This window comes from Herbaspirillum sp. (genome assembly GCF_035644555.1).
In the GTDB taxonomy this organism is placed as follows: Bacteria; Pseudomonadota; Gammaproteobacteria; order Burkholderiales; family Burkholderiaceae_D; genus Herbaspirillum.
Window position 1 is genome coordinate 19,771 of sequence record NZ_DASQOH010000030.1, and the last position, 25,609, is coordinate 45,379.

23 protein-coding genes and 2 rRNA genes are annotated in these 25,609 nt (G+C 63.2%); 18 read left to right on the top strand and 7 right to left on the bottom strand.

Annotated elements, in window-relative coordinates:
- Positions 1-128 precede the first annotated feature (128 nt).
- The 16 genes from VE092_RS08245 (at position 129) to VE092_RS08320 (ending at position 16,648) form a co-directional block, all read left to right on the top strand.
- The gene (locus VE092_RS08245; protein ID WP_414653443.1) at positions 129-1,430 is read left to right on the top strand and encodes an ABC transporter substrate-binding protein; all 1,302 of its coding nucleotides are present in this window, start codon (positions 129-131) and stop codon (positions 1,428-1,430) included.
- 15 nt (positions 1,431-1,445) lie between these two features.
- A complete protein-coding gene (locus VE092_RS08250) occupies positions 1,446-3,167 on the top strand; it encodes a diguanylate cyclase (RefSeq protein ID WP_324875638.1) in 1,722 nt (573 codons plus the stop codon).
- A 147-nt stretch (positions 3,168-3,314) separates the two neighbouring features.
- The gene (locus VE092_RS08255; RefSeq protein ID WP_324875640.1) at positions 3,315-4,142 is read left to right on the top strand and encodes a ferritin-like domain-containing protein; all 828 of its coding nucleotides are present in this window, start codon (positions 3,315-3,317) and stop codon (positions 4,140-4,142) included.
- Between the two features lie 381 nt (positions 4,143-4,523).
- Positions 4,524-5,777, top strand: coding sequence for an urea ABC transporter substrate-binding protein (urtA, locus tag VE092_RS08260; protein WP_075256312.1), 1,254 nt, complete (start codon positions 4,524-4,526; stop codon positions 5,775-5,777).
- 238 nt (positions 5,778-6,015) lie between these two features.
- Positions 6,016-7,632 carry an urea ABC transporter permease subunit UrtB gene (gene urtB, locus VE092_RS08265; protein WP_324875664.1) on the top strand — a complete coding sequence of 539 codons (1,617 nt, stop codon included), beginning with the start codon at positions 6,016-6,018 and terminating at the stop codon, positions 7,630-7,632.
- Positions 7,629-8,759 (top strand): urea ABC transporter permease subunit UrtC, encoded by a 1,131-nt coding sequence (urtC, locus tag VE092_RS08270; RefSeq protein WP_324875642.1) that lies wholly within the window; start codon positions 7,629-7,631, stop codon positions 8,757-8,759. The genes urtB and urtC overlap by 4 nt, the downstream gene beginning before the upstream one ends.
- Entirely contained in the window at positions 8,756-9,625 is an 870-nt protein-coding gene (gene urtD / locus VE092_RS08275) for an urea ABC transporter ATP-binding protein UrtD (RefSeq protein WP_324875645.1), read from the top strand. Before urtC ends, urtD begins: the two co-directional genes overlap by 4 nt.
- A gap of 18 nt (positions 9,626-9,643) precedes the next feature.
- Positions 9,644-10,342 carry an urea ABC transporter ATP-binding subunit UrtE gene (gene urtE, locus VE092_RS08280; protein WP_102664130.1) on the top strand — a complete coding sequence of 233 codons (699 nt, stop codon included), beginning with the start codon at positions 9,644-9,646 and terminating at the stop codon, positions 10,340-10,342.
- 250 nt (positions 10,343-10,592) lie between these two features.
- The gene (locus tag VE092_RS08285) at positions 10,593-11,492 is read left to right on the top strand and encodes an urease accessory protein UreD (protein WP_414653442.1); all 900 of its coding nucleotides are present in this window, start codon (positions 10,593-10,595) and stop codon (positions 11,490-11,492) included.
- A gap of 76 nt (positions 11,493-11,568) precedes the next feature.
- Positions 11,569-11,871 (top strand): urease subunit gamma, encoded by a 303-nt coding sequence (locus VE092_RS08290; RefSeq protein WP_017452803.1) that lies wholly within the window; start codon positions 11,569-11,571, stop codon positions 11,869-11,871.
- Between the two features lie 10 nt (positions 11,872-11,881).
- Positions 11,882-12,226: an urease subunit beta gene (locus tag VE092_RS08295; protein ID WP_102664128.1), complete on the top strand. Its 345-nt coding sequence runs from the start codon at positions 11,882-11,884 to the stop codon at positions 12,224-12,226.
- Positions 12,223-13,923 carry an urease subunit alpha gene (gene ureC / locus VE092_RS08300; RefSeq protein ID WP_102664127.1) on the top strand — a complete coding sequence of 567 codons (1,701 nt, stop codon included), beginning with the start codon at positions 12,223-12,225 and terminating at the stop codon, positions 13,921-13,923. Before VE092_RS08295 ends, ureC begins: the two co-directional genes overlap by 4 nt.
- 17 nt (positions 13,924-13,940) lie before the next feature.
- A complete protein-coding gene (ureE, locus tag VE092_RS08305; protein WP_006464634.1) occupies positions 13,941-14,474 on the top strand; it encodes an urease accessory protein UreE in 534 nt (177 codons plus the stop codon).
- Positions 14,475-14,477: 3 nt separating this feature from the next.
- Positions 14,478-15,158, top strand: a complete 681-nt coding sequence (locus tag VE092_RS08310; RefSeq protein WP_077237278.1) for an urease accessory protein UreF — start codon at positions 14,478-14,480, stop codon at positions 15,156-15,158.
- Between the two features lie 43 nt (positions 15,159-15,201).
- On the top strand, positions 15,202-15,834 hold the full coding sequence (ureG, locus tag VE092_RS08315; protein WP_324875651.1) for an urease accessory protein UreG: 633 nt from the start codon (positions 15,202-15,204) through the stop codon (positions 15,832-15,834).
- A 202-nt stretch (positions 15,835-16,036) separates the two neighbouring features.
- Positions 16,037-16,648, top strand: coding sequence for a HupE/UreJ family protein (locus tag VE092_RS08320; RefSeq protein WP_324875653.1), 612 nt, complete (start codon positions 16,037-16,039; stop codon positions 16,646-16,648).
- On the opposite strand, the gene glpD is transcribed toward VE092_RS08320, so the two are convergent.
- The 5 genes from glpD to phnD all read right to left on the bottom strand — a co-directional run bounded on the left by glpD (position 16,630) and on the right by phnD (position 21,786).
- Entirely contained in the window at positions 16,630-18,213 is a 1,584-nt protein-coding gene (glpD, locus tag VE092_RS08325) for a glycerol-3-phosphate dehydrogenase (protein WP_324875655.1), read from the bottom strand. The genes VE092_RS08320 and glpD overlap by 19 nt on opposite strands.
- An 18-nt stretch (positions 18,214-18,231) precedes the next feature.
- A complete protein-coding gene (gene phnE, locus VE092_RS08330; protein ID WP_006464639.1) occupies positions 18,232-19,065 on the bottom strand; it encodes a phosphonate ABC transporter, permease protein PhnE in 834 nt (277 codons plus the stop codon).
- Positions 19,058-19,873 carry a phosphonate ABC transporter, permease protein PhnE gene (gene phnE / locus VE092_RS08335; RefSeq protein ID WP_006464640.1) on the bottom strand — a complete coding sequence of 272 codons (816 nt, stop codon included), beginning with the start codon at positions 19,871-19,873 and terminating at the stop codon, positions 19,058-19,060. Before phnE (VE092_RS08335) ends, phnE (VE092_RS08330) begins: the two co-directional genes overlap by 8 nt.
- Positions 19,870-20,640 carry a phosphonate ABC transporter ATP-binding protein gene (gene phnC / locus VE092_RS08340; RefSeq protein WP_006464641.1) on the bottom strand — a complete coding sequence of 257 codons (771 nt, stop codon included), beginning with the start codon at positions 20,638-20,640 and terminating at the stop codon, positions 19,870-19,872. The genes phnE (VE092_RS08335) and phnC overlap by 4 nt, the downstream gene beginning before the upstream one ends.
- 156 nt (positions 20,641-20,796) lie before the next feature.
- A complete protein-coding gene (gene phnD, locus VE092_RS08345) occupies positions 20,797-21,786 on the bottom strand; it encodes a phosphate/phosphite/phosphonate ABC transporter substrate-binding protein (RefSeq protein WP_006464642.1) in 990 nt (329 codons plus the stop codon).
- A 258-nt stretch (positions 21,787-22,044) separates the two neighbouring features.
- Between phnD and VE092_RS08350 the strand changes: the two genes are divergently transcribed.
- Entirely contained in the window at positions 22,045-22,731 is a 687-nt protein-coding gene (locus VE092_RS08350) for a response regulator transcription factor (protein WP_324875660.1), read from the top strand.
- Positions 22,732-22,735: 4 nt separating this feature from the next.
- Positions 22,736-24,139: a sensor histidine kinase gene (locus tag VE092_RS08355; protein WP_324875662.1), complete on the top strand. Its 1,404-nt coding sequence runs from the start codon at positions 22,736-22,738 to the stop codon at positions 24,137-24,139.
- Between the two features lie 701 nt (positions 24,140-24,840).
- On the opposite strand, the gene rrf is transcribed toward VE092_RS08355, so the two are convergent.
- Together rrf and VE092_RS08365 are read right to left on the bottom strand one after the other, a co-directional pair.
- Positions 24,841-24,953 (bottom strand): 5S ribosomal RNA (rrf, locus tag VE092_RS08360).
- A gap of 137 nt (positions 24,954-25,090) precedes the next feature.
- Positions 25,091-25,609: ribosomal RNA gene (locus VE092_RS08365) — 23S ribosomal RNA — on the bottom strand; the annotation flags it as partial.

Consider the following 25,609-nt stretch of genomic DNA (forward strand, 5'->3'; position numbering starts at 1 on the left):
CGCAGGGGAAATGAATGCGTGGCCGATCAACGCCATCGTCGACAAAGTTGACACAGGGGCCCGCCGCGTACCGCCATCCAGGGTGCCGGCCGGCAGGCAAATGGAGGCGCTTGCCCGGCCGCCTCGGGATGGCCATTGCATCGCTGGCCGCAGTGCTGCTGCTGGCCGGCTGCGGGCGCAGCGAGGACGCCACGGCAGTGCCGGCCAGCAGCGCCGGCACGTCTTCCGGCCCGCTGGTGCTCACGGCCCTGGTCTGGGCTCCGGACTGGTCGGAAGAAATGCACCGCGTGGCCGATGCCTTCATGCACGATCACCCCGACGTGCGCATCGACCTGCAATTCATGATCGGCAATTCGGTCGAGGAAAACCTCAAACCCCGTGCCGCCACCGACAGCCTGCCCGACATCATTTCCGTCAACGCCAGTCCCTATACGGCCGAGCTGGCCGACCAGGGCATGCTGGCCGACCTCGGGCAGACTCGCGCATGGAACCAGCTGCTGGACATCCTGCAACGCGAATGGACCGCGCCGGGCGGGCGCCGCTACGGTATCCCATCGGGCGTGGCGACCACCCTGATCTACTACAACCGCGACATGTTCGAGCGCGCCGGCATCACCGCGCCGCCCGCCGACTTCGATGCCTTCCTGGCCGCCGGCGCGGCCCTGCGCAGGGCCGGCTTCACACCGCTGGCCCTATCCGGCGCCTTTCCCAACATGCTGGGCAACGGCCCCTTCAGCTATGGCTTTGCCAATGGCATCGCCGCCCACGTGCCGGACTGGCGGGCGCGCATCACCAACGGCAGCCTGCAGCTGGACAATCCGCAGGGCATCGCCATCTTCAGCCGCCTGCGCGCGCTGGTGGAGCAGAAGATGGTCCAGGCCGACTGCCTGCGCGCCGGCTACGATGCCACCCTGAACCAGTTCGCCGAAGGCCGCGCGGCGATGACCTTCCAGGGGACCTGGGCGGCGGGTGTACTGATGCACGGACGCGGTATGCGGGTAGGCGTATTCGTGCCGCCCTGGAACGACCGGGGTCAGCCGATCCGGCCGGTGCTCGGCAGCGAGACCGGCTTTGCCGTGGCCCAGCGCAGCAGCGAGCGGCATCGGGCGGTGGCGGCACAGTTCCTGGATTTCCTGTATGGACCGGGCATGCCGCTGTGGCAGGGCAAGCGCCAGAACATTCCGCCCTTCCGCACCATCGCCGCCGACGTCAAGGGCGACCGCGCACTGTTCGCGCTGGTGGAAGACATGAAACGCGATGCCGCGCGCGACAATGCCCCGGGGCTGTACTACTCCCTGCTGCCGGTCAATACCATCGAGGTCTTGCACACGCAGCTGCAGGCGGTTCTGGCTGGTAGCACCACCCCGGCCCGGGCAGCCCGCACGCTGCAGGATTCGATCGCCGAGCAGGCCAGCCTGGCAGGCAAGTGAGACGGGGCGCCCTCCATGCATAGACGGCTAGACTTTCTTTCCCTGGGCTTCCTGCGCAAGATCCAGATCCGTTATCGGCTGATCAATTCCTTCATCCTGGTCTCGCTGGTGCCGCTGCTGATCTCCGGCCTGCTGGCCTACCGCGAGACCAGCCGCGCCACCCAGGACAAGGTGCGCGCGTATTCGGTGCAGGTGGCGCGGCAGATTTCGCAGAACCTGCTGCTGCGCATGGAAAAGATCGAGGACACCAGCGAGGAACTGGCCCTCTCCGACAAGCTGCAGCGCCTGCTGGGCGACTACTACAGCGGCCATGAAGCAGCCAGCGCGGCGGCCCGCAGCGGGGTGGCGCGGGTGCTGCTGGATACCTACGGGGCCTTGCCTGACGTCAACCAGAAATACCTGCTGGACCGGCGCCGCCAGGTGATCGATCCGCAGGTCTTCGCGCCGCTGGCCGGCAGCATCAGCCGCGTGGCCGAGGAAGCGCCGGACCTGGGCGGGCGTGCCTGGTGGACGCTCTACCACGCCGGCCACGGCCAGAAGAGCGTGGCGATGCTGCGCGAGATACGCTTGACCGGCAACAACCGTCCGGCCGGGTATCTGTTCGTGGGTGTGCGGCCCAGCTACTTCTTCAGCATCTTCGAAGGGGTGGAGTTGGGCTATGACTCCAGCATCTTCATCGTCGACGCCAGCGACGGCACGGTGGTGGTGCAGGGCCGCGACGGCAGCGCCAGCCATGGCGATCCGGCCTTGCTGGCCGGCATCACGGACAGCCTGTCGCAGCGGCGCACCAGCGACTTCATCGCCTATACCGGGATGGACAAGACACGCTACTACGCTGCCATCGCCAAGCTGCCGCATTCCTCCTGGTGGGTGGTCAGCACCACGCCCAGCGACAAGCTCAACGCCGATACGCGCTCGGTGCGCGACAAGATCATCGCCATCGGTCTGGTCTGCTTTGCGGTCTCGCTGCTGCTTTCGGCGCTGATCGCGCGCAGCATCAGCGTGCCGCTGCAGCGCCTGGTGAGTGCCATGAAGGAAGCCGGCAGCGGCGACACATCGGTGCGGGTGATCCAGGAGGGCAGCGACGAGATTGCCGTACTCTCCCGCAAGTTCAACGAAATGGCCGGCAAGCTGCAGCAGAACAGGGAAGAACTGGAACAGCAGGTGGCACTGCGCACGCGCGAACTGGAGCGCGCCAACCGCAAGCTGGAGGCGCTGTCGGCCACCGATGGCCTGACCGGCGTGGCCAACCGGCGCCGCTTCGACGAGGCGCTGGTCAATGAACTGCGGCGCTCGGTGCGCTCGGGCCAGCCGCTGGCGTTGCTGATGCTGGATGTGGATTACTTCAAGAAATACAACGACCGTTACGGCCACGTGGCCGGCGACGAATGCCTGCGCATCGTGGCGCGCGTCCTGCAAAAGAGTTCGCGCCGCGCCAGCGACCTGGTGGCGCGCTATGGCGGCGAGGAATTCAGCGTCATCATCGCCGAAAGCGATACCGCCCATGCCCTGCAGCAGGCCGAGAACATCTGTCAGGCCATCTTCGAACTGAAGTTGCCTCATGCCGATTCGCCGTTCGGCTACATCACCGCCAGCATCGGCGTAGCGGCCCTGCGGCCGGACGATCACACCAGCGCCGAACAGGTGGTGCGCGTGGCCGACCAGGCCCTGTATCACGCCAAATACCAGGGCCGTAACCGGGTGGTGCTGGGCAGCGATGCCACTCGCAACCTGTGAGTCCAGGGCCTTCCTGCTGACAAAGTGCTGACGATGGAAGTCCCCTTGTAAAGTTTGATAAAGCGCGGCCGTTCCGCCCTGAACCATTGACCGTGCGCTGCATCATATTGCTATGCCAACCCGTCACCCTAGAGAGAGGTATAGCAGATGAGCCCGAGTCGCCAAGAAAAAAAACACTGGACCGTCGATGACATCGATCTGAACCTTATCGATGTACAACGTGTACGCGCCAACGAAGACCTGTTCTACCTGGTCGCCTGCGCGTCCTTCGTCGAAAGCGGCTCGGATCTCTACACCCACAACCTGGTGGAATACTACAAGGGCGATGCCGAAGTGGAGAGCTGGCTGCGCGAGCAGTGGGAAAAGGAGGAGCTGCAGCACGGGGCCGCCCTGCGTGCCTATGTCGAGCATGTATGGCCCGAATTCGACTGGCAGCGCGCCTACCAGGGCTTCCTTGACGAATATTCCGGCTATTGCAAGGTCGAGCTGCTGGAACCAACCCGCGCCCAGGAGCTGGCCGCGCGCTGCGTGGTCGAGACCGGCACCTCGACCTACTATCGTGCTCTGGCGCGCGCCACCGACGAGCCGGTCCTGAAGCACCTGGCCGGGTTGATCGCCAATGACGAGGTCAACCACTACAAGCATTTCTACCAGTATTTCCGGCGCTATCGCCGTCAGGAAAACGTCGGTCGCTCGCGCGTCTTCGGCACCCTGAGCCGGCGTACCCTGGAACTCAAGAACGAGGATGCCGACTGCGCCATCCGCCACGTGGTCATGGTGCACAGGCCGGAGCTGGCGGCCGATCCGGCGCGGCTCAGGGAACTGGCGTCGCGCATGAGCCGCACGGTGCGCGTCAACCTCAAGCCCGAGACCACCATCAAGATGATCATGCGTCCGCTGGAGCTGCCAGTCACGCTTCAGAACCTGATCGAATTTCCCTTGCGACAATTCATGCAGCACGTCCTGCTGCGCTGAACACCCGCCCGTGGACACAGGGCAGCCCGCCATCCGGCCGCTGCCCTGTCACCAGCATTGTGGACAATCCGGGCGGCGCCGTGCGCAGAGCCGCGCCGGCGCCAAACCCGCGTCCGCTGGCGCCTGGAGCCACGCCCCAAGATCGGGCATGAGCAAGCGCCAGCTTGGTGAATATTGCCGCCGCGCCATGATGCTGTCGACAATTGCGCGCCTCTTTGGTGCGCAAAGCTGTTCTGCCTGACAACATTTCCGCCCCTTGCGCTCCCTCTCCGCCCCGCTTTGATGCAGGCCCGCGCCCCGCGCAGGCCATTGGCACACATTCTGCTAAAGCGACTGGGCAGTGAAAAAAATCTTCCAAAACTTTTCTCGAGGGAGCACCACATGTCACGTCGTACCGTACTGAAAGCCACCGCACTGGGCGCATTCGCACTGGCCGCATCCTCCTGGCTGCCCTCCGCCTTCGCGGCCGACACCATCAAGGTCGGTATCCTGCACTCGCTGTCGGGCACCATGGCCATCTCCGAAACGTCCCTGAAGGACGTGGCCCTGATGACCATCGACGAAATCAACGCCGCCGGCGGCGTGATGGGCAAGAAGCTGGAACCGGTGGTGGTGGACCCGGCCTCGAACTGGCCGCTGTTCGCCGAAAAGGCACGTCAGCTGATCTCCCAGGACAAGGTCTCGGTGGTGTTCGGCTGCTGGACCTCGGTGTCGCGCAAGTCGGTGCTGCCGGTCTTCAAGGAACTGAACAGCCTGCTGTTCTACCCGGTGCAGTACGAAGGTGAAGAACTGGAGAAGAACGTCTTCTACACTGGTGCTGCGCCCAACCAGCAGGCCATCCCTGCGGTCGAATACGTGATGTCCAAGGAAGGTGGCGGCGCCAAGCGCTTCGTGCTGCTGGGTACCGACTATGTCTATCCGCGTACCACCAACAAGATCCTGCGCGCCTTCCTGCACAGCAAGGGCGTGAAGGACTCCGACATCGACGAGGTCTACACCCCCTTCGGTCACTCCGACTACCAGACCATCGTGGCCAACATCAAGAAGTTCTCGGCCGGTGGCAAGACCGCTGTGATCTCGACCATCAACGGCGACTCCAACGTGCCCTTCTACAAGGAACTGGGCAACGCCGGCCTGAAGGCGACCGACGTGCCGGTGGTGGCATTCTCCGTGGGTGAAGAAGAACTGCGCGGCGTGGATACCAAGCCGCTGGTGGGCCACCTGGCTGCCTGGAACTACTTCGAGTCGGTGAAGAACCCGGTCAACGCCGCCTTCATCAAGAAGTGGAAGGAATACGCCAAGGCCAAGAACCTGCCCAACGCCGATACCGTCGTGACCAACGACCCGATGGAAGCCACCTATGTGGGCATCCACATGTGGGCACAGGCCGTGGAAAAGGCCAAGTCCACCGACACCGACAAGGTGATCGCCGCCATGGGTGGCCAGACCTACAAGGCACCGTCGGGCTACACCCTGGAAATGGACAAGACCAACCACCACCTGCACAAGCCCGTGATGATCGGCGAAATCAAGGCCGATGGTCAGTTCAACGTGGTCTACAAGACCAAGACCACCATCCGCGCGCAACCGTGGAGCCCGTACATCCCGGGTAACGAAGGCAAGCAGAAGAACTAAGCTTGTTGTAGTTGCAAGGCGTTCTTTCGGAGCGCCTTCGATACGCCGCGCACGCGGCTACTCAGGTCGAACGGTCCGTGGGTTGTGCAACAAAGACCCGTTCGGACTGAGTAGCCGCAACGCGGCGTATCGAAGGCGCTCCAACCGCCGCACGTTCCTCCCTCCACAAGAAGAACGCCCGACGATGCGCATCGGCCACGGCTTCGTGTCCGGCTCGCGCTTCGAGGCGCACACCATCATGACACCAGCCATCCAGTTCCTACGCGGGCTCCTCGCGACCTGGCTTTGCGTCCACGCCCTGACGGCGGGCGCGGCCATCGCACCGGACCTGCTCAAGCCCCTTGGCGGAGACGACCCCGACGCGCGCATCGCCGCCGTCAACCAGATTGCGGCGCTGGCCAACGACGACGCCCTCAAGATTCTCAATGCCCTCAACAGCGACGCGCTCTATGCCACCCCTGCCGGTGACGTGCTCATCGTCGATGATGCGGGCAAAGCCTTCAACCCGGCCACCGACCAGACCGGACCGGCGCCCGATGATGCCGAAGGCATCACCGTCAACAACCGCCTGCGCGGCGCCGTCGAAGGTGCGCTCTCGGGACTGAAGCTGCTCTCGCCGCAACGCGACCAGCGCCTGGCCGCCGCCAGCGAACTGCTGAAGAATGCCGATCCGGCGCAGATCCCGCTGATCGAAAAGGCGCTGGCCAAGGAAAGCGATCCGCAGATCAAGGAGGTGCTGCAACAGGTGCAGGCTACCGCCAACCTGCATGCGGCCGACCCGGCCGCGCGCCGTGCTGCGGTGAAGACGCTGGCCGAGACCACCAATGCCTCGCTGAAGCCGGCGCTGGAAAACATGCTGGCCAAGAATCCGGATGGCTCCTATGTCGAACCCGATGAAGGTGTGCGGGTGGAAGCCGTGCGCACCCTGGCCGCGCTGGATCGTCACCTGGCCATCGTGGACTTCGCCGGCAAGCTGTTCTATGGCGTCTCGCTGGGCAGCGTGCTGCTGCTGGCCGCGCTGGGTCTGGCCATCACCTTCGGCCTGATGGGCATCATCAACATGGCCCACGGTGAATTGCTGATGATCGGCGCCTACACCACCTATGTGTGCCAGCTGGTGTTCCGCAAGTTCTTCCCGGGCGCCATCGATGCCTATCTGGTGGTGGCCCTGCCGGCGGCCTTCATCGTCGCCGCGGCCGTCGGTATCGCGCTGGAACGGCTGGTGATCCGCTGGCTCTACGGCCGCCCGCTGGAAACCCTGCTGTGTACCTGGGGCATCAGCCTGATGCTCATGCAATGTGTGCGCTCCATCTTCGGTGCGCAGAACGTGGAAGTAGCCAACCCGAGCTGGATGTCGGGCGGGATGACCGTGCTGGGCTCGCTGGTGCTGTCCTATAACCGCATCGTGATCGTGTTCTTTGCGCTGTTCGTGGTGTTTGCGGTGTGGCTGATCCTGAACAAGACCCGCCTGGGCCTGTTCGTGCGCGCCGTCACGCAGAACCGCCGCATGGCCGATTGCGTGGGCGTGTCCACTGGCAAGATCGACATGATGACCTTCGGCCTGGGCTGCGGCATCGCCGGTCTCGGTGGCGTGGCGCTCTCGCAGCTGGGCAACGTCGGCCCCGACCTGGGCCAGGGCTATATCGTGGACTCCTTCATGGTGGTGGTGCTGGGCGGCGTGGGCCAGCTTGCCGGTACCGTGATTGCCGCCTTCGGTCTGGGCGAGGTCAACAAGTTCCTGGAGCCGATGGCCGGCGCCGTGCTGGCCAAGATCGCCATCCTGGTCTTCATCATCGTATTCATCCAGAAGCGTCCGCAAGGTCTCTTCGCACTCAAGGGAAGGAGCGTCGAATGAGCACCATGATCATGCGCCCCTCGCTGTTCAATCGCCCGACCTGGACCGGGATCGTCGTCTGCACCGTGGTGTTGGCGCTGCTGCCGATCTGCAATCTGCTGTTCCCGGCCGGCAGCAGCCTGCACGTGTCGTCCTATACCATCGCGCTGGTCGGCAAGTTCATGTGCTACGCCATGGCGGCGCTGGCGCTGGATCTGGTATGGGGTTACACCGGCATCCTGTCGCTGGGCCATGGCGTGTTCTTTGCGCTGGGTGGTTACGCACACGGCATGTATCTGATGCGCGCCATCGGCCGTGACGGGGTCTACCAGAGCGACCTGCCGGATTTCATGGTGTTCCTGAACTGGAAGGCCTATCCCTGGTACTGGTGGATGACCGACCACTTCTGGTTCTCCATGCTGCTGGTGGTGCTGGTGCCGGGCCTGCTGGCCTTCGTGTTCGGATACTTCGCCTTCCGTTCGCGCATCAAGGGCGTGTACTTCTCCATCATCACGCAGGCCATGACCTTCGCCTTCATGTTGCTGTTCTTCCGCAACGACACGGGCTTCGGCGGCAACAACGGCTTTACCGACTTCAAGCGCATCCTGGGCTTCACCATTACCGCGCCGTCCACCAAGGCGGTGCTGTACCTGGTGACGCTGGCGTTGCTGTTCGGTGCACTGGTGGTGTGCCGCATGATCGTCACCTCCAAGCTGGGCCGGGTGCTGCAGGGCGTGCGCGATTCCGAATCGCGCCTCATGTTCATCGGCTACAACCCGCTGTGGTTCAAGCTCTTCGTGTGGACGCTGTCGGCCGTGATCTGTGGTATCGCCGGTGCGCTGTACGTGCCGCAGGTGGGCATCATCAATCCGTCCGAGATGTCGCCGGCCAACTCCATCGAGATGGTGATCTGGGCCGCCGTCGGTGGTCGTGGCACGCTGATCGGCCCCATCATCGGCGCCTTCACCGTCAATGGCCTGAAGAGCTGGTTCACCGCCGCCTTCCCCGACCTCTGGCTGTATGCGCTGGGCCTGATCTTCATCCTGGTGACGCTGTTCCTGCCGCAGGGCATCCTGGGACTGGTACAGAAACTCAAGAAACGCGCTGCCTCGCCGGCTGAAGCGAGCGCATCCAAGGAGGTCGTATGAGCGCCATCGAACCTGGCAAGAGCCCCGTCGCCATCGGCGGCCTGGGCGGCAATGTCGATACGCCGCGCGCCGACCACGGCACGTCCTACGATCGCATCAAACCCGAGGGCGTCGATACCACCCACGGGGCCATTCTCTACCTGGAAAACATCACGGTGTCCTTTGACGGCTTCAAGGCCATCAACAACCTGAACCTGGATATCTCGGTGGGCGAGCTGCGCTGCATCATCGGGCCCAACGGGGCGGGCAAGACCACGATGATGGATGTCATCACCGGCAAGACCCGGCCCACCGCCGGCACCGCCTTCTTCGGCCAGACCATCGACCTGACCAAGATGACCGAATATGAAATCGCGCACGCCGGCATCGGCCGCAAGTTCCAGCGTCCTACCGTGTTCGAGCAGCACACCGTGTTCGAGAACCTGGAACTGGCGATGAAGATGGACAAGCGCGTCAAGACCACGCTCTTTGCGCGCCTGTCGTCGGAACAGATCGGCAAGATCGAGGAAATCCTCAAGCTGATCCGCCTGAACGGCCAGGAACATCGCATCGCCGGCCTGCTCTCGCACGGCCAGAAGCAGTGGCTGGAGATCGGCATGCTGCTGATGCAGGAGCCGCAATTGCTGTTGCTGGATGAACCGGTGGCCGGCATGTCCGATGCCGAGACAGCGCGCACGGCAGAGCTCCTGAACGAGCTGCGCGGCAAGCATTCCATCATGGTGGTGGAACACGACATGGGCTTCGTCGAAGAGATTGCCCAGGGTGGCAAGGTGACCGTGCTGCACGAGGGATCGGTACTGGCCGAGGGCAATATGCGCCAGGTGCAATCCAACGAGCGCGTCATCGAAGTCTACCTGGGACGATAAGAGCGGAGACCATCATCCATGCTGCAAGTCAATGAACTGAACCAGTACTACGGCGCGGCGCATACGCTGCGCGGTGTCTCGCTGGATGTGCAGAAGGGCCGCGTGCTCTCGCTGCTGGGCCGCAATGGCGTGGGCAAGACCACGCTGCTGAAATGCCTGATGGGGGTGCTGCCGGTGGCCCGTGGCAACGTCATGTTCGAGGGCCACGACATCACCAAACTGAAGCCCCACCAGCGCGCCCGGCTGGGCATCGCCTACGTGCCGCAGGGGCGCGAGATCTTCGCGCGCCTGACGGTGGAGGAGAACATGCTCATGGGCATGGCCACGCTGTCGGGTCGCCGTGCCTCCAGCATCAAGGGCGAGGTCTATGAACTCTTCCCGGTACTGAAGGAAATGCTGCACCGTCGCGGCGGTGATCTCTCCGGCGGTCAGCAGCAACAGCTGGCGATTGCCAGGGCGTTGCTGGCCGAGCCCAAGCTGATCATCCTGGATGAGCCGACCGAGGGCATCCAGCCCTCCATCATCAAGGATATCGGGCGCGTCATCAGCCTGCTGCGCCAGCGCGGCGATATCGGCATCCTGCTGTGCGAGCAGTACTTCGATTTCGCCCGTGAACTGGCCGATACCTTCGTGGTCATGTCGCGCGGCGAGGTGGTCGCGGCCGGTACGCAGGACCAGATGGATGGTGAGGATGTGAGGAAGCATCTGGCGGTCTGACAGGCGCTTGCCCACCAGAAACCGTTCGTCCTGAGTAGCCGCGCAGCGGCGTATCGAAGGCGCACCGACGTGCGCAACCGGCAGAGCGCCTTCGATACGACCCTGCGGGTCTACTCAGTCCGAACGGGGAGTGATGCAGAAGACGAAGCTGCGCAATTGCGGCGGGTCTGCTATAAAGTCGCATGTCCGCGGCCCGGTAATCCCGCAGTGCCGCTGCAGGCGCCGCCTTCCACGCAATGAAGAACCAGGTATGAAACGATTCCCCGGCCATCCGGAACCCGCCAGCATGCCGGCCCCTGCGACCCCGGGCGCGCCCCTGCGGCATGCGCCGGACCAGGCACACCTGACGCTGGGCTTTGCCGACGATGGCGGTACCACGCGCCTGCTGCGACGCCAGCACTTCGGCCCCTTGCGCGTGCAGAAACCGCTCTATCCCGAAGACCCTTCCATCTGCCATGCCATCATCGTCCATCCCCCGGGCGGGATCGTGGGCGGCGACCAGCTCTCCATCACGGCCGAGGTGGGCGAACGCGCCCATGCCCTGCTGACCACGCCGGGTGCGGGCAAGTGGTATCGCGCCAACGGCCAGCATTCGCGCCAGGTGGTGCGGCTGGACGCCGGCGCAGGTGCGAAGCTGGAATGGTTGCCGCAGGAAACCATTTTCTTCGATGGCGCCGATGTGCGCATGGAACACGAGGTGACGCTGGCGGCCGACGCCGCTTACCTGGGTGCGGAGATTCTCTGTTTTGGTCGCACCGCCTCCGGCGAAACCTTCACCACCGGTGCGGTGAGCCAGCGCACCAGCATCCGCCGTGGCGGCAAGCTGGTCTGGTTCGAGCAGGGCCGCCTGCAGGCCGAGGCGGGCGCCATGCAAGGGCCGCTGGCGCTGGATGGGCAGACCATCTGCGGTACGCTCATCGCCGTGGGCGAGGGCATGGATGCCGGCCTGCTGGGCCGCCTGCGCGAGACCATCGGCGCGCTGCAACTGGAAGGGCGCAGCGGCGCCACCCTGATGAAGCAGGTGCTGATCGCCCGCTACATGGGCCAATCCAGCCTGGTGGCGCGACAATGGCTGCATACGGCCTGGCAGGTGCTGCGGCCTGCGGTCACCGGCAGGGAAGCGGCGATCCCGCGTATCTGGAATACCTGAGCTGCATCGTAGAAACTGCATCAAGCAACGAGCAAAGTCATAGAAACTGAAGGCCGCCAGCCGGCCGGGAGCCAACATGGAACTGACACCAAGAGAAAAAGACAAGCTGTTGATCTTCACCGCCGCGCTGCTGGCCGAACGCCGCAAGGCGCGTGGCCTGAAGCTCAACTATCCGGAGGCTGTGGCGCTGATCACGGCCGCCATCATGGAGGGCGCGCGCGACGGCAAGACCGTGGCCGAGCTGATGTCCGAGGGCACCACCATCCTCACCCGCAACGATGTGATGGAAGGCGTGCCGGAGATGATCCCCGACATCCAGGTCGAAGCCACCTTCCCCGACGGTAGCAAGCTGGTCACCGTCCACCATCCGATTCCTTGAGGAGCGCGTCATGATTCCAGGCGAAATGCTGGTCGAACCCGGCGACATCGAACTCAATACCGGCCGTGCCACGGCCACCGTGACGGTGGCCAACAGCGGCGACCGGCCGATCCAGGTGGGTTCCCACTTCCATTTCTACGAAACCAATCCGGCGCTGCGCTTCGAGCGCTCCGTGGCCTATGGCATGCGCCTGAACATCGCCGCCGGCACGGCAGTGCGTTTCGAGCCGGGCCAGGAGCGCACGGTGGAACTGGTGGCGCTGGCGGGGGACCGCCGCGTCTATGGTTTCAATGCACTGGTGATGGGCAAGCTGAAAGCCAATGTCGGCACGGAGAAGAAGGGACAGACCAAATGAGCAAGATTTCCCGCTCGGCCTATGCCGAGATGTTCGGCCCCACCGTCGGCGACCGCGTGCGCCTGGCCGATACCGCGCTGTTCCTGGAGGTAGAGAAGGACTATACGATCTACGGCGAGGAAGTGAAATTCGGCGGCGGCAAGGTGATCCGCGATGGCATGGGCCAGTCGCAGCGCGCCCATGCCGACGTGATGGATACCGTCATCACCAATGCGCTCATCGTCGATCACTGGGGCATCGTCAAGGCTGACATCGGCATCAAGTCGGGCAAGATCGCCGGCATCGGCAAGGCCGGCAATCCGGACATCCAGCCCGGCGTGACCATGGCCATCGGCGGCGCGACCGAGATCATTGCGGGCGAAGGCATGATCGTCACCGCCGGCGGCATCGACAGCCACATCCACTTCATCTGCCCGCAGCAGATCGAGGAAGCGCTGATGAGCGGCGTGACCACCATGCTGGGTGGCGGCACCGGCCCGGCCGTGGGTACGGCGGCGACCACCTGCACGCCCGGCCCCTGGCACATCCATTCGATGCTGGCAGCGGCCGATGCCTTCCCGATGAACCTGGGCTTCCTGGGCAAGGGCAACGTCAGCCTGCCGCTGCCGCTGGAAGAACAGATCCGCGCCGGCGCCATCGGCCTGAAGCTGCACGAGGACTGGGGCTCGACGCCGGCCGCCATCGACAACTGCCTGACAGTGGCCGACCGCATGGACATCCAGGTGGCCATCCACACCGATACCCTGAACGAAGGTGGCTTCCTGGAGCACACCCTGGCGGCCTTCAAGGACCGTACCATCCACACCTTCCATACCGAAGGCGCTGGCGGTGGTCACGCACCGGATATCATTGCGGCCGTGGGCGAGGGCAACGTGCTACCGTCCTCCACCAACCCGACGCGCCCGTTCACGGTCAATACGCTGGACGAGCACCTGGACATGCTGATGGTCTGCCATCACCTGGACCCGGCCATTGCCGAGGATATCGCCTTCGCCGAATCGCGCATCCGCCGCGAGACGATTGCGGCCGAGGATATCCTGCATGACCTCGGCGCGATCTCGATGATGTCCTCCGACTCGCAGGCCATGGGCCGCGTGGGCGAGGTGATCCTGCGCACCTGGCAGACCGCGCACAAGATGAAGGTGCAGCGCGGTTCGCTGAAGGAAGATACCTCGCGCAACGACAACTTCCGCATCAAGCGCTACATCGCCAAGTACACCATCAACCCGGCCATCACCCACGGTATCTCGCACGTGGTGGGGTCGCTGGAGGTGGGCAAGATCGCCGACATCGTGCTGTGGAAGCCAGCCTTCTTCGGCGCCAAGCCCTCGATGATCCTGAAGAGCGGCATGATCGCGGCGGCCCAGATGGGTGACCCGAATGCCTCCATCCCGACGCCGCAGCCGGTGCATTACCGGATGATGTTCGGCGCCTATGGCGGTGGCTTGAAGACGTCCATGACCTTCGTTTCGCAGGCTGCCTTCGACGCCGGTATCGGCGAGCAACTGAAGCTCAACAAGCCGGTGGTGGCGGTGAAGAACATGCGCAATCTGCGCAAGCGCGACATGATCCACAACGGCGCCACACCGAAGATGGAAGTCGATTCCGAGACCTATGAAGTGCGCGCCGATGGCGAACTGCTGGTGTGCGAGCCGGCGGTGTCGCTGCCACTGGCGCAGCGTTATTTCCTGTTCTGATTTCCTTAGAATTTTTCATGCTGACTCTCAATACCAAGATAGACCAGGCCGCGCAGATCGACGGTGAACTGGAACTGCCCTACGACCAGCGCGAGAAGAGCCGCCTGCGCGCCACGCTGCGCTCGGGCGAGGATGTAGCGGTGTTCACCGTGCGCGGTACCGTCCTGCGCGATGGCGACCTGCTGCGCGGCGACGATGGCCGCGTAGTGAAGATCATCGCCAAGGCCGAGGCCACCTACCGGGTCGATGCGGCCGACGCGCACCTGCTGCTGCGCTGCGCCTTCCACCTCGGCAATCGTCACACCCAGGCGCATATCGGCCATGCGGGTGGCGTGGGCTTCCTGCGTATCCGCAAGGACCCGGTGCTCAAGGAAATGCTGGAAGGCCTGGGCGCACGCGTGTCGGAAGAAGAAGCCGCCTTCGAACCGGAAGCCGGGGCCTATGGCGGTGGTCATCACCATCACGGTGACGACCATCATCACAATCCGCTGGCGCCGATCCCGCTGCGCCAGAAGATCCACCGGCCCAGCGACAAGAAGGACGAGGGCTGATCCATGCACGCCAGCGCCTTGCTGCATCTGCTGCAACTGAGCAGCCCGTCCCTGCCGATCGGTGCCTACAGCTATTCGCAAGGGCTGGAGGCGGCCATCGAGAACGGGCGGGTCAACAGCGAAGCGGCGGCACGCGACTGGATCGGCCATGCGCTGCATGAGGTGGTGGCGCGCTTCGAGGCGCCTATCTTTGCGCGACTGGTGGCGGCCTTTGAATCTCGCGATGCCGAGGCGGTCACGCGCTGGACCGAGCGCTTCGTGGCGGCACGCGATACCTCGGAGTTTCGCGCCGAGACCATCCAGATGGGTTATTCGCTGGGCAAGCTGGTCGCCGACCTGAAGCTGGGCGACGCCGAGCTGCTGGCGCTGTTGCAGGCACAGCCGGAAGTGCCGCTGCCTACCGCACTGGCCTTTGCCACGGTGGCGCTGCAGGTGCCACGGGAGGCGGCAGTGCTGGGCATGCTCTTCGCCTGGGCCGAGAACCAGGTGCTGGCCTGCGTGAAGACGGTGCCGCTGGGGCAGGTGGCCGGGCAGCGCATCCTGCTGTCGTTGCAGCCGGAGCTGGAGCAGGCGGCTGCGACCGCGCTGACGCTGGAGGACGATGATCTGTGCAACTGGGCGCCGGGACTGTCGCTGCTGTCGATGCAGCATGAGGTGCAGTACAGCCGCATCTATCGCTCCTGATCATTTATATCATTAACGTAGCTACACGAACCAAGAGACAACCATGAGCAATTCCACTTCCAATCCGCTGCGCGTAGGCATCGGCGGCCCGGTCGGTTCCGGCAAGACGGCGCTGTGCGAAATGCTGTGCAAGCGCATGCGCGACCATTACGACATGGCCGTCATCACCAATGACATCTACACCAAGGAAGACATGGAGATCCTGCTGCGCGCCGATGCGCTGCCGGCCGATCGCCTGATGGGGGTGGAGACCGGTGGCTGCCCGCACACGGCCATCCGCGAGGACGCCTCGATCAACCTGGAGGCAATCGCCCGCATGAGCGCCGACTTCCCCGACCTGGACCTGATCCTGGTGGAGTCCGGTGGCGACAACCTGGCGGCCACCTTCAGCCCGGAGCTGTCGGACCTGACCATCTACGTGATCGACGTGGCCGGTGGCGAGAAGATCCCGCGCAAGGGCGGGCCCGGCATCACCCGCTCCGACCTGCTGATCATCAACAAGACCGACCTGGCCCCCTATGTGGGCGCAAATCTGGATATCATGGCGGCCGATGCCAAGCGCATGCGTGGCGAACGCCCCTTCGTGTTCACCAACCTGCGCAGTGGCGATGGGGTGGAGAAGGTGATCGAGTACATCCGCAAGCAGGGCTTGCTGGATCAGAAACCAGGTCAATGAACGCGGCTTGAATCAATGACTGCCGTTCGGACTGAGTAGGCCCGACAGGGCCGTATCGAAGACGTCACGACCGAGCGCCTTCGATACGCGGCAGAGCCGCTACTCAGTCCGAACGGAAAGCGCATCGTATCGACTGTCCGACGCTGCCCCTACAACTTAGACCCGCCTGTCATTTTTTGCAGAATCTGCCCAAGGAGAAATCATGTTTACTGTCTCGACCAAGACCCGCGCCCGCCTGGGCGTGCTGGCCATCACCGCACTGGCGGCCGGCTCCGCGCTGGCTCACCCGGGCCATCCCGGTTCGACCATGGATGCCACGGCCAGCATGGCCGCCGGCTTCGCCCACCCGTTCTCGGGCGTGGATCACCTGCTGGCCATGCTGGCGGTGGGCCTGTGGGCGGCACAAAGCAAGCAGCGCGCCCTGTGGGTGCTGCCGCTGGCCTTCCCGCTGATGATGGTGGTGGGTGCGCTGCTGGCCTTCACTGGCCTGCAGGTGCCGGCCGTGGAAACGGGGATCGCCGCGTCGGTGGCGGTGCTGGGTCTGCTGATCGCGTTTGCGGTGCGCATGCCGCTGTGGGGCAGCACGCTGGTGGTGTCGCTGTTCGCCATGTTCCATGGTTACGCGCACGGCGCCGAACTGCCGCACGGTAGCTCGGCCGCCCTGTATGGCGCCGGCTTCATTGCCGCAACCGCGCTGCTGCATGCGGCCGGTCTGGGTATCGGCCTGGTGGCCGGCCACAAGATGGCCGACCGCGTGGTGCGCATCGGCGGCGTGGGTATCGCCGCGGTGGGTGCCTACCTGCTGGCTGCCTGAAGCGCTGGTTCTACCTCCGGCTGGCCGCCGCGCGCGGCCAGCCAGGCGTCCAGCACGGCCTCGCTGCCCTTGGGGAAATGCAGGCCGAGCTTGGAACGCCGCCACAGGATGTCGGCCGCGCTGGTGGCCCATTCGTGGCGCAACAGATAGTCCACCTCGGCGGCGTACAGCCCGCCCAGAATCTCTTCTCCCATCTCTTCCAAGCTCTTCTTTCCTTCCAGCAGCCCATGCGTGCGGCTGCCGTAGGCGCGCGCGTATCGCTGCAACAGTGGTGCCGGCAGCCAGGGGTACTGCTGCTGCAGACTTGAAACGTATAGATCGAACTCGCGCACAGAACGGTTGGCCGGCTTCGTGCCGAACAGGTCGCCGCCCGGCAGGCAGCCGCCCTCGGTCCAGGCGCCGCGCTGGTTGCCGAGCACGGGGGCGATCATGTCCACCGCTTCTTCAGCCAGCTTGCGGAAGGTGGTGATCTTGCCGCCGAAGACGGAGAGCAGCGGGGCGCCCTGGGTGTTCAGGTCGAGCTGATAGTCGCGCGTGACGGCCGAGGCGTCGGCGGCGGCATCTTCCAGTAGTGGACGTACGCCGGAATAGGACCAGACCACGTCGGCCGGGGTGATGGGCTTGTCGAAATAGCGATTGGCGAGCTGGCACAGGTAGCCGATCTCGTCCTCGGAAATGGCGACGTTTTCCACCTTGCCCTTGTATTCGATGTCGGTGGTGCCGATCAGGGTGAAGTCGCGTTCGTAGGGGATGGCGAAAACGATGCGGCCATCCGGGTTCTGGAAGATGTAGGCATGGTCGTGGTCGAACAGGCGCTTGACCACGATGTGGCTGCCCTTGACCAGACGTACCGATTTGCTGGAGTGCACGTGGGCTGCATCACCCAGAAACTGGGCCACCCAGGGACCGGCGGCGTTGACCACGCAACGTGCGCGCACCTGCATGGCATGACCATCGGCGCGCCGCAGCACGGCTTGCCAGCCCTGGTCCTGGCGGCTCAGGGATTCACACCGGGTGCGGGTCATGATGTGGGCGCCTTTTTCGGCGGCGTCCATGGCGTTCAATACCACCAGGCGCGCGTCGTCCACCCAGCCATCGGAATAGACGAAGCCACGAGTGAACTGCGACTTCAGGGGCGTACCCGAGGGGTGACGGCGCAGGTCCAGCGCACGCGAGCCGGGCAGCAGTTCGCGCCCGGCCAGGTGGTCATAGAGGAACATGCCCAGGCGGATCAGCCAGGCCGGGCGCTGGCCCTGGTCGTGCGGCATGACGAAACGCAAGGGCCACATGATGTGGGGAGCGCTGCGCAGGAGCACTTCGCGTTCGATCAGGGCCTTGCGCACCAGGCCGAACTCGTAGTGCTCCAGGTAGCGCAGACCGCCGTGTATCAGCTTGCTGGAGGACGACGAGGTGTGCTGCGCCAGGTCGTGCTGCTCGCACAGCGCCACCGAGAGGCCGCGTCCGGCGGCGTCACGGGCGATACCGGCGCCGTTGATGCCGCCGCCGACCACCAGCAGGTCGTATTGCGGGGGATAGGTGATGCCTTCGGTGCCACGTGCTTTCATGCAGGCCTCGCTTCAGGATTAGAGAATGCGCTTGCGGATCTGGGTCACCACCACTTCGGTGACGATCACGATGGCGAAGATGGAGACCAGCACGGTGGCCACGCGCGGCCACTGGAACAGGTTCAGGGCGGTGTCCAGCACCATGCCCACGCCACCGGCGCCGACGATGCCGAGCACGGCCGATTCACGCACATTGATATCCCAGCGCAGCAGCACGATGGACATGAAGGCGGGCTTCAGCTGCGGCCAGTAGCCGTACCAGATTTCGGAGAACTTGCTGGCACCCGAGGCCTGCAGAGCTTCGATGGGACCACGCGGCATCTGCTCGATGGTTTCGCCGGCCATCTTGCCGACGAAGCCGATGGAGCGGAAGGCGATGGCCAGGGTACCCGCCAGCGGACCTGGTCCGAAGATGGCCAGGAACAGCAGCGCCCAGACCAGCGAATTGACCGAGCGGCTGGCCACCAGCACGATGCGGGCGAACAGGTTCAAGGCACGGTTGCGGGTCAGGTTGGGCGCGACCAGCAGACCGAAGGGAATGGCCAGGACGATGGAGAGCAGGGTGCCGAGGGTGGCGATGTGCAGAGTCTCGATCAGGCCGGCCTTCACGTCGGTGCCGAAGTATTCCCAGTCGACGGGCCACATGCGGGAGAGCATGTCGCTCATCTGTTCCGGTGCATCGTAGAGGAACTCGGGGATGATTTCGATATAGCGCAGCGACTGCACTACGGCCAGCGCGATGACCAGCCACACCGTGAAGCGCAGCACGCGCTGCAGCGGCGTGTGACGCTGCCATTCGCGCTCGGCCGGAGTGAGCGCGGCCGGGGGACGGGAGAGGACGGTATCAGACATTGAAGACCTTCTTGACCGAGTTCGCCAGCAGTTCGCCGACGACGATGATGGTGATGATGGTGACCAGGATGGTGAGCACGAAGTCGTAGTCGAAGCGCTGGAAGGCGGAGAACAACACGCCGCCCACGCCACCGGCGCCGACGATGCCGACCATGGTGGAGTTGCGCAGGTTGGAATCGAGCTGGTAGGTGGAGAAACCGACGAAGCGCGACATCACCTGGGGCAGTACGCCGAACAGGATCACGTTCATGAAGGACGCACCGGTGGCGCGGATGGCTTCAACCTGCTTGATGGAGATTTCCTCGATGGCTTCGGCGAAGAGCTTGCCGATGAAACCGATGGACGCGACGATCAGCGCCAGCACGCCGGCCAGGGCGCCAAAGCCGACCGCCTTGACGAACAGGATGGCCACGATCACCGGGTGCAGCGAACGGCAGACCGACACCAGTGCGCGTGCGGGCCAGGAGATCCATGCCGGCATCAGGTTGCGTGCCCCCATGAGGCCGATGGGTAGCGACAGCAGGATACCGAAGAGCGAGGCCAGCACGGCGATCTGCAGGGTTTCCTTGATGCCGCCCCAGAGGATGTCGCCCTTGGACAGGTCAGGCGGGAACATGCGGCCGAGGAACTTGGCGCCATTGCCCAGGCCGGACGAGAAGCGCTCCCAGGAGAATCCCAATTGGGTGGCGGCGTAGATCGCGTAGAGGGCGATCAGCCAGATCACCACGCGGGTGACCAGTTGCGGCTTGAAGGCCAGGCTCACGCGGGCGCCGGCGTTCTGTGGGGTGGGGGGAGTTGCGGTTGTCATGCCAGCCAGTCCTCGCCACCGTAGATCTGCTTGAGGAAGTCATCCGACAGGTTCTCGGCATTGCCGTCATAGATCACGTGGCCGCCGGACATGCCGATGATGCGGTCGGCGTAGCGCTTGGCCAGTTCGACATCATGGATGTTGACGATGACGGGGATCTTCTGGGCGCGACCTTGTTCCTTCAACAGCGAGATGATCTCGAAGGAGGTCTTGGGGTCCAGCGAGGAGGTCGGCTCGTCGGCCAGCAGCAGGCGCGGGCGCTGCATCAGGGCGCGGGCGATGCCCACGCGCTGGCGCTGGCCACCGGAAAGCGCATCGGCGCGCTGGTTGGCGAAATTGCCCAGGCCGACAGTGTCCAGCAGCTCGAAGGCGTGGGCGATGTCTTCTTTGCTGAAGTTGCGGCGCCAGGCGGTGAACGCGTTGACGTAGCCCAGGCGTCCGCACAGAAGGTTTTCCATCACGGACAGGCGCTCGACCAGGTTGTATTCCTGGAACACCATGCCGATGTGGCGGCGCTGCTCGCGCAGGGCGCGACCGCGCAGCTCGGCCAGGTTCACGCGCTTGCCTTCGCCTTCGAACCAGATCGCACCGCGGCTGGGGTCGACCAGGCGGTTGATGCAGCGGATCAGGGTCGACTTGCCGGTGCCGGAAGGGCCGATGATGGCGACCAGGCCGGCATCGCCGATCTTCAGGTCGATGCCCTTGAGGATGGGGTGGCCGGGCTTGTATTCCTTGACCAGGCCCTGGATTTCGATGGCGTGTGACATGGGAGGCGCTTTCTCTGGTGATGCGCGGCCATTCGCGGGATGCGAGGGGCCGCGGCCCGTGCGGTGGGCACGGGCCGTGTTGCTTGGTTCGGTGTAGGACGGGTACTGCAGCACCCGGGCCAGGACGGCCACGGGTGGGAGGCTCAGGCCACGTGCTTACTTCTTGCCGGCGTTCTGCTTGTCGTAGGCGGCGCGGTTGAAGGATTCACCGGCGGAATGGGCAACGAAGCGCACCATTTCGAAGTCCTTCTTGTAGTTGATCGGATAGAAGCGATCGGAACCGGCGAAGGCCTTCTTCAGCTCATCGGTGAAGCGGTAGTCGTAGAAGCACTTGAGCATCTTGTCGCGGAAGTTCGGCTCCAGGTCATGTGCATAGGCGAAGTCCTGGGTCGGGAATTTCTCGCTGTGCCAGATGACGCGGAAGTTCTCGGCCTTGATCACGCCGCGCTCGACCATGCGGTCGAAGACGTCGGAGGCGATGGCGGCGGCATCGTAGTCACCCGAGTTCACGCCCAGGATGGACTGGTCGTGCTTGCCGGAGAAGATGACCTTGTAGTCCTTGTCCGGGGTCACGCCCAGCTTGGGGAACAGGGCCATCGGCGCCATGTGGCCGGAGTTGGAGGAGGGTGCGGTGTGCGCGACCTTCTTGCCCTTCAGATCGGTCATCTTCTGGATGGGGCTGTCCTTGCGCACGATCACGTTCAGGGTATAGCCCTGGTAACCCTTGGCGTCGCCGATGACAGCGAACGGCACGGCGCCGGCGATGTTGACGGCGAAGTTGGTGGGGCCGGGCGAGAAGCCGCCGACGTGCAGGCGACCGGAGCGCATGGCTTCGATTTCAGCGGCATTGGACTGGACCTGGAAGAACACCACCTTCTTGGCGGTGCACTGCGACAGGTAGTCGGTGAAGGGCTTGAAGATCTTGTCGTAGACGGCCGGGTCTTCCACCGGGGTGAAGGTGAAGACCAGGGTATTGGGGTTCTTCAGCTTCTTGGGATCGGTGGGGGTGTCGGCCGTGAGGTCGTTGTTGGCGTCGCAGTATTGCTGGTCGAGGTCACCGCGGTTGGTGCAGGTGTCCTGGGCGAAGGCGATGGCCGGTGCGGCCAGGGCGAGTGCCAACAGGGTCTTGATCAGACGCTGGGTCATGCTGTCTCCTAGAGATGGTTTTGGTCTTGGTGCCGGTCGCGACGGCTGACAAATTCAGGTGCTGGCCGGCGATGTGCGGGAGTGTAGGCGAGGGGCGCGGCTTTTACTACTGCGGGACCTTGCCAAAGCGGGGGTTTCCTTGCAGCTGCCTTTCCGGTGGCTTTCAATCTGCTTTCAAAGCGCATCCGCACAGGGCTCGCGCTGGGGGAGGTTTGGCGGTATAAAGGCGGCTTACCAACGATAACGATATGGGACATCATGCATATCCTGCTGGTGGAGGACGACATTGACATGTCGCGTGCGCTGTTCAGGGCGCTAGAGCGACGGGGTTTTCAGGTCACGCATTGCGGTGACGGCATCAGTGCGCTGTCGCATATCAAGGACGGGGTCGGCGACCTGGTGGTACTGGACCTCAACATTCCCGGGCTGGATGGCCTGCACCTGCTGCAGCGGATCCGCTCGCAGGATATCGGCACACCGGTGATCGTGCTGACCGCACGCGGCGCGGTGGGAGATCGCGTGGTAGGTCTGAACGCAGGCGCTGATGACTACCTGGCCAAGCCCTTCGACCTCGATGAACTGGATGCGCGCATCCGCGCCCTGCTGCGGCGTCGTACCAATGCCGATGATGGCGTGCAGCGTTGTGGCGGGCTGCGCTTCGATCGCGGTTCCGGGGCCTTCTATCGTGGCGACGATCCGCTGGAGTTGACACCGCGCGAGCATACGCTGCTCAAGGCGCTGATTGCCAAGCCGGGACATGCGGTGACCAAGGAGAAGCTGTTCCGGCTGGTATTCCCGATGGAAGAGAATACGCAACTGGAGGCCATCGAAGTGGTGGTGCATCGGGTGCGCAAGAAGCTCATGGAGACCGGTGCGGAGATCATGACCTTGCGCGGTCTGGGTTATCTGTTGCGCGACAGGCAGCAGCAGGGCGGCGGGGACTGAGGACGTGGCACATCTGTTTTCGCGGCGCCGCTCGGTGCGCGCCTATCTGCTGGCATGGATCATCTCGCCGATTGCCCTGTTCATCATCATTGATTCCTTCTCGTTGTATCGCAATACGCTGGAGTCGGTGAACACGGCCTATGACCGCATGCTGATCGCCTCGGTACATTCCATCGGTGACCTGCTGCGTATCGAGAATGGCGAGCTGAAGGCCTCGCTACCGTATGCGGCGCTGGAAATCTACGAGGCGGATTATTCGAGCCGGATGATCTATCGCATCAATGACCTGGAAGGCAAGTTCTTCGACGGTGATGCCGACTTGCCATCCTATAAGGGCAAGGCGGACAAGGAGGCCATCTATCCGGCACTGGCGCATATCTACGAAGACAATTACAACGGCGTCCCGGTACGGGTGGCCGCACTGTTCCAGCCGGTGGTGACCAATGACCCGCGTGGCGCGGCGCTGGTGCAGGTGGCGGAGACCATGGAGAACCGCAGTGCATTGGCGCGCAAGATCTTCTGGGAAACACTGATCCGGCAGGCGGCCTTGCTGGTGGTGATCGTGTCGGTGACCCTGTATGTGGTGCGGCGTGCTTTGCAACCCGTTGACGCCTTGCGCCGCCAGCTGGATGAACGGCCTGCAGACGATCTGTCACCGGTGGCGCCGCCGATGGCGCCGCGTGAGTTGCAGCCGTTCATCAATGCACTGAACCAGTTGATGGCGCGCTTGCGGCGCCTGCTGGATCACCAACAGCGCTTTGTGGCGAATGCATCGCACCAGTTGCGTACTCCGCTGGCGGTATTGAAGACCCAGTTGCAGTCTGGCTTGCGCGGGGATGCACCGGCGCAGGAGATCCTGCAGGAGATGTCGGGAACGGTGGAGCGGGCGACCAACCTGGCCAACCAGTTGCTGTCACTAGCCAAGGTCGAGCAGATACGGGGACGGGGTGCGCAGGAGGTGTGTGATCTGGGCATGCTGGCGCGTGAGACGGCAGTGGACCTGTCACCGCTGATTGCGGAGAAGGACCTGGACTTTGAGCTGGAAGCCGAGAAGATACTGGTGATGGGACATCCGTGGATGATCGGCGAGCTGATCTCCAATCTCTTGCACAACGCCATACGGCATACGTCGGTGCGGGGACGGTTGGGGATTCGCATCAGCGCAAGGGACGAGCTGGCGGAGTTGCTGATCTGGGATAGCGGGGAGGGTATCGACGCACCGGCGATGGAAAATGTCTTCAAGGCGTTTTCCTCGAATGGATCTTCTTCAGGTGGACTGGGACTGACGATCTGCGGTGAGATCGTGGACTCGATGCAGGCGACCATCAGCTTGCGCAATCGGATGGGCGATGCTGGCCGGGTCGAGGGGCTGGATGCATTAGTGCATTTCAGGGCGGTGACTGGCTAAGTTTGAAGGGGCTGTGGAAAACTTAGATTTTTCCCCGCTCTGGGCTGCAAAGTGCTCCGGTTGCAGGTCGTTGTCGAAGATGCTGTGTATAAGTATTTCTCTTGCTTGGGTTCTTGTGCCTGTTGTGGACAACTTGGCTGGAATCCAAGCTGGAGGCAGACTTGTAGATAGATCAGCGTGATACTGTTGATCTGCTTATGCGTGTGAATTGTTAGAGATGCCGGCCATGCCGGCATTTTTATTGTCTCGCGAGATTACGGGCTTGATGGGCGGGTGTTAGTAATGTCGGTGCTGTGGTCGTATAGGAAGACTATACGAAGGCAATTTTATTTTTGCTTGTGCATAAGATGATCGAGCGGTTGTGCCGGATCGTTCTGGCTGTGGATAAGACATCGACGCAGGTGCGACGGACGAGATGCTCGTCATCAATCACTGTGTATAAGTCTGATCGATTGCGTTGGCTCTAGTTGTTGTGAACTGTGGAATAGTTCAGCAGGAAGTCGCGTCGGTGGGGTGATGCGACGGGAAGCAAGCTTGGCTGTATGCCGATAACGGTGAAAGCAGGCAGAACACCGAAAGGAGAGCGGACGGCGGAAGTGGGAAATGCCCGGGATTGGCGGCGTCGACGTTGACGATACAAAACGGCCAGCCAAAGCAAAAACCCTCGCTACTTTCGTAACGAGGGTTCTTGGGGATAACAAGCCTGACGATGACCTACTTTCACACTGGTTGCAGCACTATCATCGGCGCGAAGTCGTTTCACGGTCCTGTTCGGGATGGGAAGGGGTGGTACCAACTTGCTATAGTCATCAGGCATAACTTGTATAGTTCCTTGCTCTCGAACGGAGCAGCAAGCAACTCAAACTGGAAGAAGTAATTAGATTCTGGGGTGTGATGCACTAGGGCAAACACAATATATGCTCAACTTGTCTATAACAGAGCTAATGTTATAGGAACAAGCCGCACGGGCAATTAGTATCAGTTAGCTTAACGCATTACTGCGCTTCCACACCTGACCTATCAACGTCCTGGTCTCGAACGACCCTTTAGGGGAATCTAGTTCCCGGGAAGTCTCATCTCAAGGCGAGTTTCCCGCTTAGATGCTTTCAGCGGTTATCTCTTCCGAACTTAGCTACTCGGCAATGCCACTGGCGTGACAACCGATACACCAGAGGTTCGTCCACTCCGGTCCTCTCGTACTAGGAGCAGCCCCCTTCAAACTTCCAACGCCCACGGCAGATAGGGACCAAACTGTCTCACGACGTTTTAAACCCAGCTCACGTACCACTTTAAATGGCGAACAGCCATACCCTTGGGACCGGCTACAGCCCCAGGATGTGATGAGCCGACATCGAGGTGCCAAACTCCCCCGTCGATATGAACTCTTGGGAGGAATCAGCCTGTTATCCCCAGAGTACCTTTTATCCGTTGAGCGATGGCCCTTCCATACAGAACCACCGGATCACTATG

What these genes read in the sequence shown, in the direction of transcription:
- phnC (WP_006464641.1), bottom strand. Translation starts at nt 20,640, where the DNA reads ATGTCACACGCCATCGAAATCCAGGGCCTGGTCAAGGAATACAAGCCC.
- urtE (WP_102664130.1), top strand. Translation starts at nt 9,644, where the DNA reads ATGCTGCAAGTCAATGAACTGAACCAGTACTACGGCGCGGCGCATACG.
- VE092_RS08290 (WP_017452803.1), top strand. Translation starts at nt 11,569, where the DNA reads ATGGAACTGACACCAAGAGAAAAAGACAAGCTGTTGATCTTCACCGCC.
- ureE (WP_006464634.1), top strand. Translation starts at nt 13,941, where the DNA reads ATGCTGACTCTCAATACCAAGATAGACCAGGCCGCGCAGATCGACGGT.
- VE092_RS08310 (WP_077237278.1), top strand. Translation starts at nt 14,478, where the DNA reads ATGCACGCCAGCGCCTTGCTGCATCTGCTGCAACTGAGCAGCCCGTCC.
- phnE (WP_006464640.1), bottom strand. Translation starts at nt 19,873, where the DNA reads ATGACAACCGCAACTCCCCCCACCCCACAGAACGCCGGCGCCCGCGTG.
- urtA (WP_075256312.1), top strand. Translation starts at nt 4,524, where the DNA reads ATGTCACGTCGTACCGTACTGAAAGCCACCGCACTGGGCGCATTCGCA.
- phnD (WP_006464642.1), bottom strand. Translation starts at nt 21,786, where the DNA reads ATGACCCAGCGTCTGATCAAGACCCTGTTGGCACTCGCCCTGGCCGCA.
- urtB (WP_324875664.1), top strand. Translation starts at nt 6,016, where the DNA reads ATGACACCAGCCATCCAGTTCCTACGCGGGCTCCTCGCGACCTGGCTT.
- VE092_RS08320 (WP_324875653.1), top strand. Translation starts at nt 16,037, where the DNA reads ATGTTTACTGTCTCGACCAAGACCCGCGCCCGCCTGGGCGTGCTGGCC.
- ureG (WP_324875651.1), top strand. Translation starts at nt 15,202, where the DNA reads ATGAGCAATTCCACTTCCAATCCGCTGCGCGTAGGCATCGGCGGCCCG.
- ureC (WP_102664127.1), top strand. Translation starts at nt 12,223, where the DNA reads ATGAGCAAGATTTCCCGCTCGGCCTATGCCGAGATGTTCGGCCCCACC.
- VE092_RS08255 (WP_324875640.1), top strand. Translation starts at nt 3,315, where the DNA reads ATGAGCCCGAGTCGCCAAGAAAAAAAACACTGGACCGTCGATGACATC.
- VE092_RS08295 (WP_102664128.1), top strand. Translation starts at nt 11,882, where the DNA reads ATGATTCCAGGCGAAATGCTGGTCGAACCCGGCGACATCGAACTCAAT.
- urtD (WP_324875645.1), top strand. Translation starts at nt 8,756, where the DNA reads ATGAGCGCCATCGAACCTGGCAAGAGCCCCGTCGCCATCGGCGGCCTG.
- urtC (WP_324875642.1), top strand. Translation starts at nt 7,629, where the DNA reads ATGAGCACCATGATCATGCGCCCCTCGCTGTTCAATCGCCCGACCTGG.
- glpD (WP_324875655.1), bottom strand. Translation starts at nt 18,213, where the DNA reads ATGAAAGCACGTGGCACCGAAGGCATCACCTATCCCCCGCAATACGAC.
- VE092_RS08245 (WP_414653443.1), top strand. Translation starts at nt 129, where the DNA reads ATGGCCATTGCATCGCTGGCCGCAGTGCTGCTGCTGGCCGGCTGCGGG.
- VE092_RS08285 (WP_414653442.1), top strand. Translation starts at nt 10,593, where the DNA reads ATGAAACGATTCCCCGGCCATCCGGAACCCGCCAGCATGCCGGCCCCT.
- phnE (WP_006464639.1), bottom strand. Translation starts at nt 19,065, where the DNA reads ATGTCTGATACCGTCCTCTCCCGTCCCCCGGCCGCGCTCACTCCGGCC.
- VE092_RS08350 (WP_324875660.1), top strand. Translation starts at nt 22,045, where the DNA reads ATGCATATCCTGCTGGTGGAGGACGACATTGACATGTCGCGTGCGCTG.
- VE092_RS08250 (WP_324875638.1), top strand. Translation starts at nt 1,446, where the DNA reads ATGCATAGACGGCTAGACTTTCTTTCCCTGGGCTTCCTGCGCAAGATC.